The organism is Microvirga sp. 2MCAF38 (genome assembly GCF_052115485.1).
In the GTDB taxonomy this organism is placed as follows: Bacteria; Pseudomonadota; Alphaproteobacteria; order Rhizobiales; family Beijerinckiaceae; genus Microvirga.
Genome location: NZ_JBFRGU010000006.1, coordinates 1 through 16,859, shown reverse-complemented (window position 1 = coordinate 16,859; position 16,859 = coordinate 1). Strand labels below are relative to the sequence as shown.

The 16,859-nt window shown below is 58.6% G+C and carries 15 protein-coding genes; 7 read left to right on the top strand and 8 right to left on the bottom strand.

The window, feature by feature from the left end:
• The first annotated feature begins 29 nt into the window (after positions 1–29).
• From AB4072_RS13480 to AB4072_RS13460, 5 genes are all read left to right on the top strand, one after another.
• The gene (locus tag AB4072_RS13480; RefSeq protein ID WP_441968623.1) at positions 30–788 is read left to right on the top strand and encodes an ABC transporter ATP-binding protein; all 759 of its coding nucleotides are present in this window, start codon (positions 30–32) and stop codon (positions 786–788) included.
• Complete coding sequence (locus AB4072_RS13475) at positions 781–1,488, top strand: ABC transporter ATP-binding protein (protein ID WP_441968621.1); 708 nt, start codon at positions 781–783, stop codon at positions 1,486–1,488. Before AB4072_RS13480 ends, AB4072_RS13475 begins: the two co-directional genes overlap by 8 nt.
• A gap of 7 nt (positions 1,489–1,495) precedes the next feature.
• Positions 1,496–2,383 carry a branched-chain amino acid ABC transporter permease gene (locus AB4072_RS13470; protein ID WP_441968619.1) on the top strand — a complete coding sequence of 296 codons (888 nt, stop codon included), beginning with the start codon at positions 1,496–1,498 and terminating at the stop codon, positions 2,381–2,383.
• Positions 2,384–2,439: 56 nt separating this feature from the next.
• Complete coding sequence (locus AB4072_RS13465) at positions 2,440–3,360, top strand: branched-chain amino acid ABC transporter permease (RefSeq protein ID WP_441969185.1); 921 nt, start codon at positions 2,440–2,442, stop codon at positions 3,358–3,360.
• Positions 3,361–3,545: 185 nt separating this feature from the next.
• Complete coding sequence (locus tag AB4072_RS13460) at positions 3,546–3,860, top strand: hypothetical protein (protein ID WP_441968617.1); 315 nt, start codon at positions 3,546–3,548, stop codon at positions 3,858–3,860.
• Positions 3,861–3,937: 77 nt separating this feature from the next.
• On the opposite strand, the gene AB4072_RS13455 is transcribed toward AB4072_RS13460, so the two are convergent.
• From AB4072_RS13455 to AB4072_RS13420, 8 genes are all read right to left on the bottom strand, one after another.
• Positions 3,938–6,316 (bottom strand): aldehyde dehydrogenase family protein, encoded by a 2,379-nt coding sequence (locus AB4072_RS13455; protein ID WP_441968615.1) that lies wholly within the window; start codon positions 6,314–6,316, stop codon positions 3,938–3,940.
• Between the two features lie 17 nt (positions 6,317–6,333).
• Positions 6,334–7,311: a deoxyribose-phosphate aldolase gene (gene deoC / locus AB4072_RS13450; protein WP_441968613.1), complete on the bottom strand. Its 978-nt coding sequence runs from the start codon at positions 7,309–7,311 to the stop codon at positions 6,334–6,336.
• 276 nt (positions 7,312–7,587) lie between these two features.
• Positions 7,588–8,238, bottom strand: coding sequence for a nucleotidyltransferase family protein (locus AB4072_RS13445; protein ID WP_441968611.1), 651 nt, complete (start codon positions 8,236–8,238; stop codon positions 7,588–7,590).
• Positions 8,235–8,927: an XdhC family protein gene (locus AB4072_RS13440; protein WP_441968609.1), complete on the bottom strand. Its 693-nt coding sequence runs from the start codon at positions 8,925–8,927 to the stop codon at positions 8,235–8,237. The genes AB4072_RS13445 and AB4072_RS13440 overlap by 4 nt, the downstream gene beginning before the upstream one ends.
• A gap of 60 nt (positions 8,928–8,987) precedes the next feature.
• A complete protein-coding gene (locus tag AB4072_RS13435; RefSeq protein WP_441968607.1) occupies positions 8,988–9,311 on the bottom strand; it encodes an XdhC family protein in 324 nt (107 codons plus the stop codon).
• 24 nt (positions 9,312–9,335) lie between these two features.
• Complete coding sequence (locus AB4072_RS13430) at positions 9,336–11,546, bottom strand: xanthine dehydrogenase family protein molybdopterin-binding subunit (protein ID WP_441968605.1); 2,211 nt, start codon at positions 11,544–11,546, stop codon at positions 9,336–9,338.
• Positions 11,547–11,709: 163 nt separating this feature from the next.
• Entirely contained in the window at positions 11,710–12,726 is a 1,017-nt protein-coding gene (locus AB4072_RS13425) for an FAD binding domain-containing protein (protein WP_441968603.1), read from the bottom strand.
• Positions 12,723–13,235, bottom strand: coding sequence for a (2Fe-2S)-binding protein (locus AB4072_RS13420; RefSeq protein ID WP_441968601.1), 513 nt, complete (start codon positions 13,233–13,235; stop codon positions 12,723–12,725). Before AB4072_RS13420 ends, AB4072_RS13425 begins: the two co-directional genes overlap by 4 nt.
• A gap of 433 nt (positions 13,236–13,668) precedes the next feature.
• On the opposite strand from AB4072_RS13420, the gene AB4072_RS13415 reads away from it, so the two are divergent.
• Positions 13,669–14,082, top strand: coding sequence for an aldehyde dehydrogenase family protein (locus tag AB4072_RS13415; protein ID WP_441968600.1), 414 nt, complete (start codon positions 13,669–13,671; stop codon positions 14,080–14,082).
• Between the two features lie 582 nt (positions 14,083–14,664).
• The coding region (locus AB4072_RS13410) for a calcium-binding protein (protein WP_441968598.1) at positions 14,665–16,859 on the top strand (2,195 nt) is incomplete at its 3' end.

Here is a 16,859-nt window from a genome sequence, read left to right as displayed (position 1 = left end):
CCTGTTCATCGCGCGAGATTGTCGGCAGTATGGTCCATAACCAGCCTATCCTGAGCGCCACAAAACTCACCATGGAGTTTCGCGGCTTTGTCGCCGTGAAGGATGTGACGCTTTCCGTGCATGAGGGATCGGTTCATGCTTTGATCGGCCCCAATGGCGCCGGCAAGACGACCGTCTTCAACCTGCTCACCAAATTCCTGACGCCGACGCGCGGCCAGATCACCTTTCGCGGAAGCGACATCACGGCCATGAAGCCTACCGAGGTTGCTCGACTCGGTCTCGTCCGCTCTTTTCAGATTTCGGCGGTGTTTCCGAATCTGACGGTGCTCGACAATGTACGCGTGGCACTGCAGCGCCCCTCGAACCTTGCCACCCAGTTCTGGCGTTCTTCATCGGTACTTACAGCGTTGGATGAGCGGGCCATGGAACTCATCGACGCTGTCGGCCTCACGAGCTATGCGCATCGGCCCGCTGTGGCGTTGTCGTATGGCCGTAAACGTGCGCTCGAAATTGCGACGACGCTCGCTCTTGAACCCGCCATGCTCCTTCTCGATGAGCCGATGGCGGGGATGGGGCATGAGGATATAGGCCGCATCACCGAACTCATTCGCCGCATTGCCAAAGGCCGTACAGTGCTGATGGTTGAGCACAACCTCAATGTTGTTGCCGATCTCTGTGACAGGGTCACCGTTCTGGCTCGCGGTGAGATCCTGGCCGATGGATCATATGAGACCGTCAGCGCCGATCCCCGAGTGCGCGAAGCCTATATGGGAACTGAGCATGACTGACGCCCCTCTTCTCGAAGTTCGGGGGCTTAATGCCTGGTACGGCGAGAGCCACGTCCTGCATGGTATCGATCTCGATATCCGTGAAGGTGAAACCGTGACGCTGCTCGGCCGCAATGGTGCCGGCAAGACGACGACCTTGCGGGCAATCATGGGGATTCTTCGCCGGCGCGAAGGGGTCATCCGGTTGCGCGGACAGGATCTTCTGGGCTTGCCGCTCCACCGCGTAGCGCAAGCTGGTCTGGGTTATGTGCCAGAGGAGCGCGGTATTTTCGCGAGCCTCAATGTGGAGGAGAACCTCATGCTCCCGCCGAAGGTGGCGGAGAACGGCATGAGCGTTGAGGAAATCTATCGTCTCTTTCCGAATTTGCATGAGCGACGCTCAAGCCAGGGCACCAAACTGTCGGGTGGCGAGCAGCAGATGCTCGCCATTGCCCGCGTGCTTCGGACAGGCGCCAAAATCCTGCTTCTGGACGAGCCGACGGAAGGGCTTGCTCCTGTGATCGTTCAGCGTATCGGAGACGTGCTCGTGGCACTGAAAGAGCGCGGCATGACGGTTCTTCTCGTGGAGCAGAATTTCCGCTTCGCGCGTAAGGTGGCCGATCGCTTCTATCTCATGGAGGATGGGCGCATGGTGAATTCCTTCCCGACGCATGAGCTCGATGCCCATGCGAGCCAGCTCCACGAAGTGCTCGGGGTTTGAGGACGCCATGACCACCATATTCGGCATTCCGACGCCCGCCCTCTACGGCCAGATCCTCATCGGGCTCATCAATGGTTCGTTCTACGCACTGCTGAGCCTTGGCCTCGCGGTCATCTTCGGCTTGCTTCGGGTGATCAACTTCGCTCACGGAGCGCAGTACATGCTCGGCGCTTTTGCTGCTTACGGGCTCCTTAACTATGCCGGTATCGGATACTGGCCGTCCCTCATTCTCGCTCCCCTCATCGTCGGCGCGGTCGCGGTTGTAATCGAACTCACGATGCTGCGCCGTCTCTATGGTCTGGACCCGCTCTACGGGCTTTTGCTGACCTTCGGACTGGCTCTCATCTTCGAGGGAGCGTTTCGCTATTGGTTCGGCGCCGCGGGCAAACCTTATGCGCCACCCTCGCAACTGACCGGTGCGCTGAATCTCGGTTTCATGTTCATGCCCATCTATCGCGGGTGGGTGGTCGTCGCATCCTTGGCTATTTGTCTGGCGACCTGGCTTCTTATCGAGAAGACGCGTCTCGGATCGTATCTGCGCGCGTCCACAGAAAACGCGACCCTGGTTCAGGCCTTCGGCGTGAACGTGCCGCGACTTCTGACGCTGACATATGGACTGGGTGCGGCGCTCGCGGCGCTGGCGGGGGTGCTGGCGGCTCCCATCTATCAGGTGAGCCCGCTCATGGGCTCCAACCTCATCATTGTCGTCTTCGCCGTGGTCGTCGTCGGCGGTATGGGTTCGATCCTTGGCGCCATCGTTACGGGTTATATGCTGGGTGTACTCGAGGGGCTCACCAAGGTTTTCTATCCCGAAGCCTCGAGCATCGTGATTTTCGTAGTCATGGCCATCGTTCTGCTCGTCAGACCTGCGGGCCTCTTCGGTCGGGAGGAATGAGTATGACTGCAAAAGTTCTGCATTCCTCGGTTCAGTCGAAGTTTCGGGCATCGAACATGGCGTTTGGCGTCATCGCAATCGCGGCTCTGCTTGCTGCGCCCTTTTTCCTCTATCCAGTCTTTCTGATGAGTGTGCTGTGTTTCGCGCTGTTCGCCTGCGCGTTCAATCTCCTCATTGGGTATGTGGGGCTTCTCTCATTCGGTCACGCGACCTTTTTCGGCGGTGCTGCTTATTTCACGGCGCATGCGGTCAAGGTTTGGGGTTTCGAGCCGCTTGCCGGAATTCTTCTTGGCGTTGCCGGCGCTGCTTTTCTGGGGCTCGTGGTCGGTTCGCTCGCCATTCGTCGCCAGGGCATCTATTTCGCCATGATCACGCTGGCGCTCGGGCAGATGTTCGCCTTCATCTGCCTGCAAGTACCTTTCACGCATGGTGAAGACGGCATCCAGGGTGTGCCGCGCGGCCGGCTCCTCGGTCTCGTCGATCTCAACGAGCCTTTGGCCATGTATTACGTCACTCTCGCCATCTTCCTGTTTGGCTTCTTTGCCGTGTGGCGCATCGTGAATTCGCCGTTCGGTAACATTCTCAAGGCCATTCGGGAGAATGAGAGACGGACCATCTCGCTCGGCTACCGCGTCGACCGCTACAAGCTCGGCGCATTCGTCATGTCGGCGGCGTTGGCTGGCCTTGCGGGTGGGACGAAGGCTATCGTCTTTCAATTCGCAACGCTGACCGATGTGCAATGGCAGATGTCCGGCGAGGTCATCCTGATGACGCTTCTCGGCGGCATCGGCACTTTGATTGGGCCTGTCGTCGGAGCAGGGCTCGTGATTGCCCTGCAAAACTATCTCGCCACCTCGGACTTTCCCGTTACGGTGCTGATCGGCATCATCTTCGTCATCTGCGTCCTTCTCTTTCGTCGTGGTATTGCCGGAGAGATCATGAACATCGTCAAACGGAAGCCTGACGAGATCGTCTAGAGTTTGATGCCACATGATCCGGGCAAACACCGGTTTCCACTTCTGATCATGCTCTAGGATATGCTTTTCGGCGGCATTTGGCGCTCGGCTTCAAGTCACGCGCTTTGCCTAAATCAGGACTTTTTGCTCTGAATGAGTGAGAGTCGCGAGGCAGTCATTCTCTCGAGGCGATCTTGCGGATCGCTATGGCGATCATCACATATATCAGCGCTGAAAATTTGTTGCAGTCGAGGGATGAGTTGATCGGTCGAGGTCAAACGATCATGGGAATTCGGTTTGTCCGGGTGCCGCGTTGGGGCGCCTTTTTGGTGTTGGTCATTGCGGTTTCGCTTGGGTTGCTTTTGCTCGCGCTGGCTGCGGGCCTCGCCTTGATCGCGATCCCCGTTGCTGTAGGAATCGCGATTTTTAGCCGATGGCGGTTTCGCCGGATGAGTGGAAACAGGGAGGCCCCACAGACGATTGAAGCTGACTACTACGTCATCGACGACAGTCGTAAATAGGAATATTGCGCTCCCCTGGCTTCGCCCTCGATGTGTCCGCCTGCGAAGCACAATCTGATCCCATCACGACGCGTTGGTCACTCGCCGTAGGGGATCCAGACGTTCTTCACCTCAGTTGCGCGCCGCAGCCAAACATCTTCATGAGCTCCCTCCGCTTGCCAATCGATAACAAGCCCGGCATTGGTCCATACGCGCTTGATGTTGCCTGCGGACTCCGCCTCGACGGTTCGGCAGATCTCGCTCTCGGCAACACACCAGAGTCCGTCGACGTCATCATGACGGGCGAGGACCAGAGCGAGTTCGGCGCTCCGGCCGGTGACGATGTTGATCGATCCGGCTGGGAGATCCGAGATGTTGAGGACCTGGAACAGATCGGTGGCGACCAGCGGATAGCGGGCGGAAGGAACCGCGATCACGCGATTACCCATGGCGAGCGCGGGCGCAATCATCGAAACGAAGCCCAACAGCGGCGTATCGTCCGGCGCGACGATCCCGATCGTGCCGACCGGTTCGTTCATGGCGATCGCGACCCCGCGCATGGGCGGAGAATGGACGCGGCCCTCGAACTTGTCCGCCCATCCGGCATAAGCGAAGATGCATTTGATCGAGAGCTCGACCTCGTTCGTAGCGGCCTCGGCCGTCATTCCCGTCAACTGTTGCAGGCGGTTGGCGAACTCCACCGCGCGCGATGACAGGTTTTCCGCCAGGAAGTAGAGCACCTGCGAGCGATTATAGGCGGTCGTCTCGGACCAGCTGTGGCAGGCCCGCGCGACCGTGACCGCGTCGCGGATATCCTTGCGACTTCCGAGACCGACCTCTCCTGCGAACCGTCCCGCGCTGTCGGCAACACGCATCGAATAATTGCCGTCCGGACGAACCTGCTTTCCGCCGATGTACAGCTTATGGGTCCGGTCGATGATGCCGAGGCTTTCACCCTCGTCGCCCTCGACGGCTTCAAGCTCCGGCAGCGGACGATACAGCGGCTTTGAAGACGATTGAGGAACGAGATATTCCTGCAATCCTTCGCGCCCGCCTTCGCGGCCAAATCCGCTCTCGCGATATCCGCCGAAGCTGCAGCTCGCGTCGAACATGTTGGTGCCGTTGAGCCAGACCACGCCCGCTTTCAATTGCGGCGCGACATGGAGCGCCGCGTTCATGTTCTCGCTCCATACGGATGCGGCGAGACCATAGCGGCTGTTGTTGGCGAGTTCGATGGCCTCGTCGATGGTGCGGAACGTCATCGCGACGAGAACCGGGCCGAAGATTTCCTCCTGCACGAGGATGTTGGCAGGCGAAACATTGGTGACGAGCGTCGGCGGATAGAAGAGTCCGGAGGACGGGAGCGCGCAATCCGGCTGCCAGCACACTGCTCCTTGCTTCTCCCCTTCGGCGACCAATTCACGGATACGCTCGATCTGCACGGAGGCGACGATGGCACCGATATCGGTGTTCTTGTCGAGGGGGCTGCCGACGCGCATTTGCGCCATGCGCGCCTTCGTCTTTGCGATGAATTTCTCCGCGATGCTTTCATGCATCAGGAGCCTGGATCCGGCGCAGCATACCTGTCCCTGATTGAACCAGATCCCATCGACAAGGCCTTCGACGGCGCTGTCGAGATCTGCATCCTCAAGAACGATGAAAGGCGACTTGCCGCCGAGTTCCAGCGACAATTTCTTGCCCGACCCCGCCGTCTCCTTCCGGATCAGTTTGCCGACCTCGGACGATCCCGTGAAAGCGATCTTGGCGATATCCGGATGCCGGACAATCGCAGCGCCTGCTTCGGGGCCGCCGGGCAGAATGTTCACGACACCCTTCGGCACGCCGCAACGCTCGCACATTTCGGCAAACAGAATGGCCGTCAGCGGCGTGAACTCCGCCGGTTTCAGAATGACCGTACAACCGGCGGCCAGAGCCGGCGCGATCTTCCATGCCAACATCAACAGTGGAAAGTTCCAGGGGATGATCTGTCCGACGACGCCCACGGGCTTGTAGCCGGGGAACTCGCGCTCCATCGCCTGCGCCCAGCCCGCGTGGTAGAGAAAGTGACGAACCGCGAGGGGAACATCGATGTCCCGGCTTTCGCGGATCGGCTTGCCGTTATTGATCGATTCCAGCACGGCGAAGAGACGCGCGTTGCGTTGCAGCATGCGTCCGAGCGCATACAAGACACGCGCCCGCTCGAAGCCCGATGTGGCGCCCCAGGCGGCCTGCGCCCGCTGCGCGGCCGCAACGGCAGCTGCAACATCTTCCGCGCCTGCAGAAGCCACGTTGGCAATCGTAAGGCCCGTGGCCGGTTCGATAACCTCAAAGGCTTCGGCCGATACAGGCGCACGCCAGGAACCGTCGATGAAAAGCGCTTCGCCAAAGTTTCGTTGCGCCAGCCAGGCATCGGCCTCGTTGCGGGCCTCTGGGGACGGTCCATATTCCATGGTGGCGTACTTCTCCAGAATATTCACGGTATTCCCCGTCGTTCTTATGCGATTGCGTGGCGGTGGTTGGCCGAATAGCGGCCTGTCAGGAAATGTTCGAGCTGGCGCTCGATATCGGTGAGAAGGCTGCTTGCGCCGAACCGGAACAGTGTCGGATCCAGCCATGTCAAACCAAGCTCTTCGCGCATCAGCGCGAGCCAGTCGAGAGACTGTTTTGCGGAAGAAATCCCGCCCGCAGGCTTGAATCCGACAAGCCAGCCCGTGCGCTCATGATATGTTCGAATTGATCGAGCCATCGCAAGCCCGACAGGAAGCGTCGCGTTGACGGCTTCCTTGCCGGTCGAGGTCTTCACGAAGTCCGCACCGGCCATCATGGAGACGAGCGACGCGCGCATCACATTGCGCAAGGTGGACAACTCACCGGTCCCAAGAATAACCTTGAGATGAGCCTCGCCGCAGGCTGCCCGAAAGGCTTTGACCTCATCATACAAGGCCGACCATTGCCCGCTCAGCACATGTCCTCGTGTGATCACGACGTCGATCTCGGTTGCCCCATCGGCAACCGATTCCTCGATCTCCCGCAGACGGGTCGCGAAAGGAGCGAGCCCGTGCGGGAATGCCGTCGAAACAGCGGCGACCTGAATTCCAGTGCCTTGAAGGGCCTCGACCGCGGTTGCGACAAACGGGTGATAAACGCACACGGCTGCGGGGCGGATAACGGTATCGCCCAGCCCGAGTTGAGCGATCATTTCCGGTCGCAACGGTTGCCTTGCCTTGGCGCAGAGACGTCGCACGCGCTCGTCCGTATCGTGGCTCGACAACGTCGTCAGGTCCATGCAGGCGATGGAGCGCAAGAGCCACGCGGCCTGATATTCGCCCTTGATGCTCCGTCGGCGTGAGAGCGTTTGCGTGCGCCTTTCAAGGGCGCTCCGATTGACGTGACGGATATCGTCGAGCCAGCTCAGATCGAGGTCAATTCCAGGATTCCTCTGGTGACCGCTATGATTGACAGACGACGTCATCGACAAACTCCGCATAAAAAACTCTTACGGGCAATCCAAGGATATTAGCTTATCCGTGCACAGTGTTGGCCGCCAGAGGCGACTCCACATATTGAAGATACAGTTCTGTATGCGGAAGCGCATTCTTTCGGCGGAAATCAATTCGTGCCACGAATTAACCAAAAAGCCGGAATCCGCGATCGAAGCAACCCTGAAACGTGTCTATCGATGGACCGAACACCACTTAGAGCTCGACCTTATGGACCGGTTCCAGAGGAGGCAGAGGCAGCCTTAAGGCTAAAGTTTTTTGAGTTCTTCTGCTGTGTCGACATCCTGGAGAACAGCCGGATCGGCGACGGGCCACTCCACAACATCGGCTCTCTCTCGAAGGCTCGGCCCTGCGCCCACGTCCCCGGAAAGTTCTTGGACCATGCTCTCGAGTTCACGGGAGATCACAAGAGGGTGGCCGCGTTGTCCGTTCACCGTCGGGACCAGCGCCGCTGGCGCTCCCAGCGCTCGCCAGTGATTCACAAGCGTATCGATCAGACCTGTTGTGATGAGGGGCATATCGCCAAGGAGAATGACGGCGGCCCTAGTCCCGGGTGGCAGTGCGGCAAACCCGATTTTCAGGGATGTGGAAAGCCCGTCCGCAAAGAAGCGGTTACGAACGACTTGAACTGGGAGGTTCCTCAGCACCGCCTCTATCTCCTCGGCTCGATGACCGGTCACCACGATCACCGGTTCGGCCACGGACCCAAGAGCGGCCTCGACCGCGTGGCGTATGAGGGTCTTGCCACGAAGAGAAGCCAACAGTTTTGGCTCTTCGTCGAACCGGGTGCTGCGTCCGGCGGCGAGGACGATGGCTGCCACATCATTCATGTCCGTTCTCACCATGCCGGACGCTGCGTCCGGCGAGACGATGGTTCCCGAAAAAAGGCCGAACGTCATGGCGACCGCCTCCGCTCGTTTCGCAGGGTCGCAATGACCTCGGCGAGGATGGAGATGGCGATCTCCGCAGGCGAGACTGCTCCAATGTCGAGCCCGATCGGCGCATGGATGCGGGCAAGATCAGTCTCCGCGACGCCGGCCGCCATAAGACGCTGCATGCGGCGCTCATGTGTTTTCCGCGAGCCGAGCGCGCCTATGTAGAAGCATTGTGTACGCAACGCGGCCACAAGGGCCGGGTCGTCGATCTTCGGATCGTGAGAGAGAGCTACGACAGCCGTGTAGCGGTCGAGTTTCAAGTCCGGCAGCGAATCATCGGGCCACTCGGGCAGCACCGGCACATCCGGAAAGCGCTCCCGGCTCGCGAAGGCCGTGCGTGGGTCGATGATGGTGGCGTCAAGATCGAGGCTTTTCATCATAGGGGCCAGCGCCTGGCTGATATGCACGGCGCCGATGATGATGACCCTCACCGTGGGTACCTGCACGGTCAGGAAGAACTGACGGCCTTCTCGTTCCACCAAACCGCTTTTTCCGTGTCGCAGGCGCTCCTGCAATTCCTTGGCAAGGAAATCTCCTCCGACCTCCTTTTCTCGGACAAGGCGCTGTTCGTCCGAGGCTATATCGGTGATGAGAACCGCGGTACGTCGGGCTGCCCACTCCGCATTGAGATCGGATAGGAGGTCTAGCCGCATGTCGTTCCCTCAAATCTCTGGTGGAATGACGCCCGAAAGCGACACGCAGGTATGAGCACCCTAGTCTATCCGTTCAACGTAGACTTTGATCCGCCCACCGCATGAAAGCCCAACCTTCCAGGCCGTTTCATCGGCGACTCCGAATTCTAACATCCGTGATCTTCCGTCGGCAATGACTGCCAGGGCTTCAGCAATAACCGTGCCTTCAACACAACCGCCCGAAACGGATCCACAAAAATTGGTATTCTCGTCGATGACGAGGTGGCTGCCGACGGGGCGAGGAGCGGAGCCCCACGTCTCGACCACCGTTGCTATCGCGACGCCTCTGCCGGCGCGACTCCAAGCCTCGGCAGTCTTTAAGATATCTGTGTTTCCCGAGAACATGTTATCTCCGGATGAAAAAAGCAGCTATGAAATACGGCTCAGCTTGTCGAGCGTGATCGGCAGATCGCGCACCCGTTTTCCTGTAGCGTGGTAGATTGCATTGGCGATCGCGGCCGGGACACCCACGATACCGATCTCGCCTAGCCCTTTGACCCCTAGCGGATTGATAATCTCATCCTGCTCGTCGACGAAGATCACCTCGATGTCGTGCACGTCGGCGTTCACTGGAACATGGTATTCCGCGATGTTGGCGTTCATGATGCGGCCGAAATTGTGATCGATCAGTGTTTCCTCGTGGAGGGCCATTCCCATGCCCCAAACCATACCACCCATGACCTGGCTGTGCGCCGTCTTGGCGTTCAATATGCGCCCGGCCGCGACGGCGCTGACGATGCGCGTGGCACGGATGACACCCAGTTGCTCGTCCACTTTCACCTCGGCGAAGACCGCCGAATGCGTGTTATGCGCGTGGGAGCCGTCGTTGGCGAAGCGTGTGGTCTTCTCCTGTACGATTTGATCGACGCCGCCATGCCGCATCGCATCTGCGATTGTCACGGCATGGGTGTTGTTTTGTTTACTAACGATCATGCCGCCGGAGAGGGTGATACTGTCCAGAGTTGTCGTCGCGAGTGACGAATTCGGCATTCCTTTTGCTAGACGCAGCAGTTCTTCGCGAATGGCGTTGGCGGTTGTGACGATTCCGTTCGATACTGAGGCCGCGATCCAGGATCCGCCTTCCACCGGCGACTGCGGTAGTGTCGAATCGCCCAGCCTGACATCGATACTTTCGAGGGGAAGGCCAAGCATGTCAGCTGCGACCTGCGCCATGATCGTGTAGGTTCCGGTGCCGATATCGGATGTCGCGCACGAAATCTGTGCCCGCCCATTAGCGGTCAGCGCAATACGAACTGTGATCGGTACCTGCAACGCCTCCCAGATTCCCGTCGCCATGCCCCAACCGACCAACTCGCTACCGTCGCGCATTGTGCGAGGCTCTGGGCTGCGTTTGTCCCACCCGAACGCCTCTGCACCCTGCCGGTAACATTCGCGCAGGCTCTTGCTGCTATATGGCAAACCGGTGTCCTGATCACGCTCCGAGTAACATCGTAAGCGAAGTTCGACCGGATCAAGCTCGAGTGCGACCGCGAGTTCATCCATCGCGGATTCGAGTGCATAGACACCGGTCGCAGCGCTCGGGGCACGCATATCGCACGGCGTCGCAAGATCGAGCCGCACCAATTTGTGTGCATACCTCGCATTAGCGCTCTTGTAGAGAAGATTTGACCAGATGGTCTCACGACGATGGAAGTCCTCGTATTGCGACGTCACCGTGATCGCGTCATGTGTGATCGCGTCGATCTCTCCATCGGTCTTTGCGCCCAGCTCGATCCGCTGGATCATCGCGGGCCGGTAGCCGAGGGAATACATCTGCTGGCGTGTCAGCACCACACGCACCGAACGCTCCAGCGCACGCGCTGCCAATACAGCGAGAGCGACCTGATATTGTGGCCGCAGGCCGGAGCCAAATGCACCGCCGACAAAAGGCGACATGATGCGGACATCTTCCGGCTTCAGGTCGAAGACGCCGCATACATAACGATGCACATTCTGCACCCCTTGGGTTTTGTCATAGATCGTGATCTTTCCGCCACCATCCCACGTGACAGTCGAGGCATACGGCTCCATGGGATTGTGATGTTCGATCGGGACATAGTACTCGCCATGGTGACGCACATCGGACGCCGCAAAGGCTTTCGCTGCGTCGCCCCGTGGCTTTGCGGGCGTCTTCAGGGCAAAGGCGTCGTCTAGTTTGCTGTATATATCGGTGACGTGAGGGGCCGTTTCATAGCTCATGCGGACGAGCGAAGCCGCGAAGCGTGCGGTCTCGGAGTTCTCGGCTAACACCAACGCGATCGGCTGTCCGCTGAACCTTATCTTGTCGTCATACAGGGGGCGGAACGGTGAGCCCTCATCGGGCGCCACATCGTCCTTGTAGGCCTTGTCGTTGTCGGCCATGGGTGGTCGGTTTTCGTGCGATAGTATGGCGATGACACCATCGACTTTCATGGCTTCGCCGATATCGATGCTTGCAATTCGCCCCCTTGCAATCGTCGAGCCGACGACGCTGCCATGGACGAGACCAGACGCCTTGAACTCACCAGCATATTTCGCCGCTCCCGTGACCTTGTCACGTCCGTCGACGCGAGAGGCGGGACTACCGATATAAGATCCCATTGGCTTGCTCGCTTGACCTTCTTGTTCAGCTGTGACTGCGGAGAACGAAGCGGCGTTGACGCCGCGTCCGAGTAAGCTCGCGGCGACAGCCCCCCGCAAGACACCTCGACGGCTGATGTCACCTAAGTTTGAGCGTGTGAAGCGGTAACGTGGCATTGCAGCCTCACGCGATTTTCTTGTTGGTTTGCGATTGCGGCGTGCCCTGTGCCGCTTGTGTCAGTGCGCGAACGATGGTGCGATGTGCGAGCTCGATCTTGAACGTGTTGTGCTCGAAACCCTTGGCATCGCGTAGCGCCAGGCCCGCTGCGCGTTTGAAAATGTCTGGGCTCGCAACTTGTCCAATCAAAGTGGCTTCGGCCGACTGATCCCGCCAAGGTTTATGCGCCACGCCGCCGAGGGCGAACCGAGCTTGGCGGATCGTATTGCCGTCCATCTCCAACCCAACCGCTACGGACACCAGTGCAAAGGCATAGGACAGACGATCGCGGATTTTGAGATAGGTGTAATTCTTGGCAAAACCCTGGACCGGAAGTTCCACTGCGGTGACGATCTCGCTCGTATCCAGATTGGTGTCGCGCTGCGGCGTGTTCCCGGGCAAGCGATGAAAATTCGCAAAGGGGATGATGCGCTCCCCCTTAAGTCCGGCGACATGAACTTTTGCTTCGAGGGCGGCGAGTGCCACGCACATGTCGGAGGGATGGGTGGCGATGCAGGTATCGCTCGTCCCTAAAATCGCGTTGATACGATTGAGGCCCTTTATCGCGGAGCAACCGCTACCGGGTTCGCGCTTGTTGCATGGCGTCGCCGTGTCGTAAAAGTATAAGCAACGCGTACGCTGCAAGAGATTGCCACCGGTAGACGCCATGTTGCGCAACTGCGCCGAAGCGCCCGCCAGAATGGCGCTTGCAAGCACTGGGTATCGTTGTGCAATCAGCGCGCTCCAGGCGAGATCCGCATTGGTCACAAGCGCACCGATCCGCACACCGCCGTCAGCGGTCTCTTCGATCTTCGAGAGCGGCAACCGCGTGATATCGATCAACCGGGTAGGACGCTCGACATCCTCCTTCATGAGATCAAGCAAGTTGGTACCACCAGCGATGAACTTTGCCGTGGGCTCGGCTCCAAGTTGTCGAACCGCGTCGGCGACATCGTTGGCGCGCGCGTATTGGAAATTGATCATGATGCCTCCATCACCTGCCGGATGGCCGCAACGATGTTCGGATAAGCGCCGCAGCGACAGATGTTGCCGCTCATCAACTCGCGGATTTCGTCAGGGTTTTTTGCGTGGCCTTCAGCGATCAGCCCCGCCGCCGAGCAGATTTGGCCGGGCGTGCAATAGCCGCATTGGAACGCGTCATGGTCGATAAATGCCTGTTGCAGCGGGTGTAATACCCCGTTCTTTGTCGCAAGACCCTCGATCGTGGTCACTTGGGTGCCGTCCTTCATGACGGCAAGCGTGAGGCAAGAGTTGATCCGTCGTCCGTCGACCAGCACAGTGCAGGCCCCGCATTGGCCGTGATCGCAACCCTTTTTCGTGCCGGTGAGATCGAGATGCTCTCGTAGCGCGTCCAGCAAAGTCGTCCACGGAGCGACATCAAGCTTGGCTTCAACACCATTTACGGTCAGCTCGACCGAAGTTTTGTTTGGTAGCGGGATGGTTGCCTGAGTGGCCGTGTTGATTTGCGCCATGGGCATTCTCCGCAGATCGAAGAATATTGGCTAGGAACCAGCTTGGGGCCCGGAGGTTCCAATTAGCGAATACGTCAAGGTTCAGCGTGGCAATGATACCATCGACAGCGGGCGGTGACGATACGTTGGACGGCAAAAGCAAAAATGACAGATGTAGGTAGTGACAGTCTTGTCGGCGGCGGCGGTAACGGACGGCGGGGGGACTTTTCGGCATCGAGAGCATCAACGGCGAGTGGCTCGTCGTTGGTAAGGACGGTATTCGGATCGATTTCGAACAGCAGCGCACCTTCGATCTTGTCGTCAAGGCGACGGATCTGGCGGGCGCGAACGTCGAGAAGACGATCACCATCGCGTCAGAAACGTGGGCGTCGAAATCGTCAACAGCTCGAGCGGAAATGACCTCATCAAGGTAGGCTCGTCTTCCTGGAAAAACTTGTCGCCCGCAACCGTGCGATGCGGATGCCATGGCCTCACGGATTGCGATCTTGGTCCCGTCAATTCGATTCAGCATCTCGCAAAAATCGATACCCACTTGGCAGCGGCACGCGCGGCCGGAAACACGATCCTGACGGGTGGCCGGATCGCACAGAGTGAGCGGATCAAGGAAGGCTGGTTCTTCGAGCCGACCGTCATTCTGGCGCGAAGCGTCGAAGATCCCATCGTGCAGGAAGAGATTTTCGGACCCGTGCCTGCGGAGCTATTGCAAACTCAAGAGCGTCGTTGCGCGGATTTGAGGATAGGCCGCCGCGCGGCCCAAAAGGCCAGGCTTAAAAAACACGCTTCGCTGCCGAAACCTCGGCATCGTCGTGGAAGCGCCATACTAGTCGATTGCGATGGACTCGTCTGAGTCCTCGCCGGTTGCGGCTTCCGTCGCTGCCGACCTGTGCCCTTGCTTCCACCGGTGGGTCGACGATCGATGTCAACGACTGCCAACGACATCAACGTCAGCCTGAGTTCATCGAACAGGTTGCACCCACTTCTGGACCGATCTGACGCTTGGGATTCTCTCTACATCGCGGTTATTCGCGAGCCGCCGAGGTGATCTACGAGGTCAGTCAAACGCTCGTCGAATCGGAATCGGCACTGCACGGTTCGTGCATCGATACTAGCTGGTCAGGGGCCGGTTTTCTGAACCGGTAATCGATCCGTACGGACCCGTTGTCGCCGCGATGATCGACCGCCGATCCGCCTGTCTGCCCTGAAAAAAGTGTCGTTAAGACTTGATCTGGGCGCCAGTTCTTGACAATTATATATTATATCATTATACTATCTAGAGTATATATATGATATAGATAGCCTAATTTTGTGGATATAATGTATCATTTTAAGTTAAAGTATCACATACTTTAGCGTAAATTTAGTTTTGACTGGACGTTCTGTAGTTTATAGTTAGATTAATGTCGTATACACGCGCGTTCAGGAGCTCGTTATGGCTATCGAATATTTTTCTGGTTCAGATGTTTATGAGCAGTATGTTTATTCGGGTAACCATCTGATCGTCACCGAACAGGGCTCGATTCAAAGTGCCACGAGTTACGGGATTACCGGGACCGAGTATCCCTTCGATCAAGGAGCTTCCATCTATGGATTTGTCTCCGGCCAAGATACAGGCATCTTTTTCGTGGGGCTGGGCAGCACCATCAATATTGGCACGACCGGAGTGGTGCAGGGTGGGGTGACCGGAATCTTCATCAATAGCGGGATAATAAGCAACTATGGCCAGGTCTTCGGAACCCAGCAGGCGATCTTTATAGGTTACACCGACTCGATGGTCGCCAACACGGGTGTTATTACCGGCGCAATCGGAATCCTGGGGGATGATGACTTTGCGACAGGCACCCAGATCGTAAATTCCGGAACCATCACGGCCATCACATATGGAATTCGACTTCCCAACAGCAGCCAGGTGACGAACACGGGGACGATCCGGGCGCTGGGAGGCATCGGAAGTATCGGCGTAGCCTTGGCGACGAAAACGGAATCGGCTGCGTCCTTTAACAATTCCGGTGTGGTTGTCGCTGAAACTGCCGTTCAGGGCGGAGAAGGGCGAGATACCGTTCGCAATATCGGCCAGCTTTGGGGCAAGGTTTCGCTTCTCGGCGGAGATGATCTCTACGATGGGCGCGGAGGAGTAATCAGTGGGATTGTCGACCTCGGAAGCGGCGATGACACCGCCTATGGGGGAGACGGGAGCGAGACGCTTCTGGGTGGAGATGGGAACGATTCAATCTCCGGCAGCGGCGGGGACGATATTCTCGACGGCGGCGAAGGTGCTGACACACTGGACGGCGGCACAGGTGCGGATGAGCTGCGGGGCGGCGCGGGCGACGACGTTTATGTCGTGGACGAATCCGGCGATCTCGTCGTCGAGAGCGCTGACGAGGGGATCGATACGGTCCGGGCTTCGCTTTCCTACGCGCTGACCGATCACGTAGAAAATCTCGCCCTGACGGGGAGTGCCAATCTCAACGGCACTGGCAACGCCCTTAACAATGTCATTACGGGTAATAGCGGCGACAACATTCTCGACGGCGGTGCCGGCGCAGATGAGATGCGAGGTGGGGCAGGCAACGACATCTATATCGTGGACGACGCCGGCGATCTCGTTATCGAGAATGCGGATGAAGGGGTCGACACGGTCCGTGCGTCGGTCAGCTATGTGCTCGGCGCGAATGTCGAGAACCTCGTTCTGAGAGGAACGGCGGATCTTGCCGGGACCGGCAACGCGATATCCAACGTGATCGTTGGCAACAGCGGCAACAACGTGTTGGACGGCGGCGAGGGCGCGGACGAGCTTCGGGGAGGCGCCGGCAACGATCTCTACATCGTGGACCATGAGGGTGACCGGGTCATCGAATATGCGGGCGAGGGCGACGATACGGTCGAAGCCTCGGTTTCGTTTGTGCTTGCGGCGAATATCGAAAAGCTCGTTCTGACGGGCAGCGGCGATATCGACGGGACCGGCAATGCGATGTCCAACGTGATCGTCGGTAACGACGGCAACAACGTTCTCGACGGCGGTGCGGGCGCGGACGAGTTGCGGGGCGGCGCGGGCAACGACACCTATATCGTGGACGACGCCGTCGATCTCGTTATTGAGAACGCAGACGAGGGGATCGACACGGTCCAAGCTTCGCTTTCCTACACCCTGATCGATCAGGTAGAGAATCTCATCCTGACGGGGAGTGCCAATCTCGGCGGCACGGGCAATGCCCTGAACAATGTCATTACGGGTAATAGCGGAGACAATACGCTCCAGGGCGGTCAAGGCGATGACACGTTGGACGGCGGAGCAGGTGAGAACGTTGCCGTCTTTTCCGGTCAGAAATCAGACTACACCATCACAAAAAATAGCGACGGCAGTTGGACTGTTGCCGACAAGCGTGTCGACCACGATGGCACAGACGAACTGCGGAACATCCAGACACTCAAGTTCGTCGACGGAACGGTTTCGCTGACAACCCAGCCCACGGGGCCGATTGCCCCTGTTGTTGTTGGCGGGTCTGTGTCGATTCAGGAGAACGCGCTGGCTTATGCGGCGGTGGCAAACGTTCGCCCGGCGGGTGTCGTCGGGGACACGGTGACCTATGCGCTGGTTCTGAACCCCGGTGCGAAGTTCGGTAT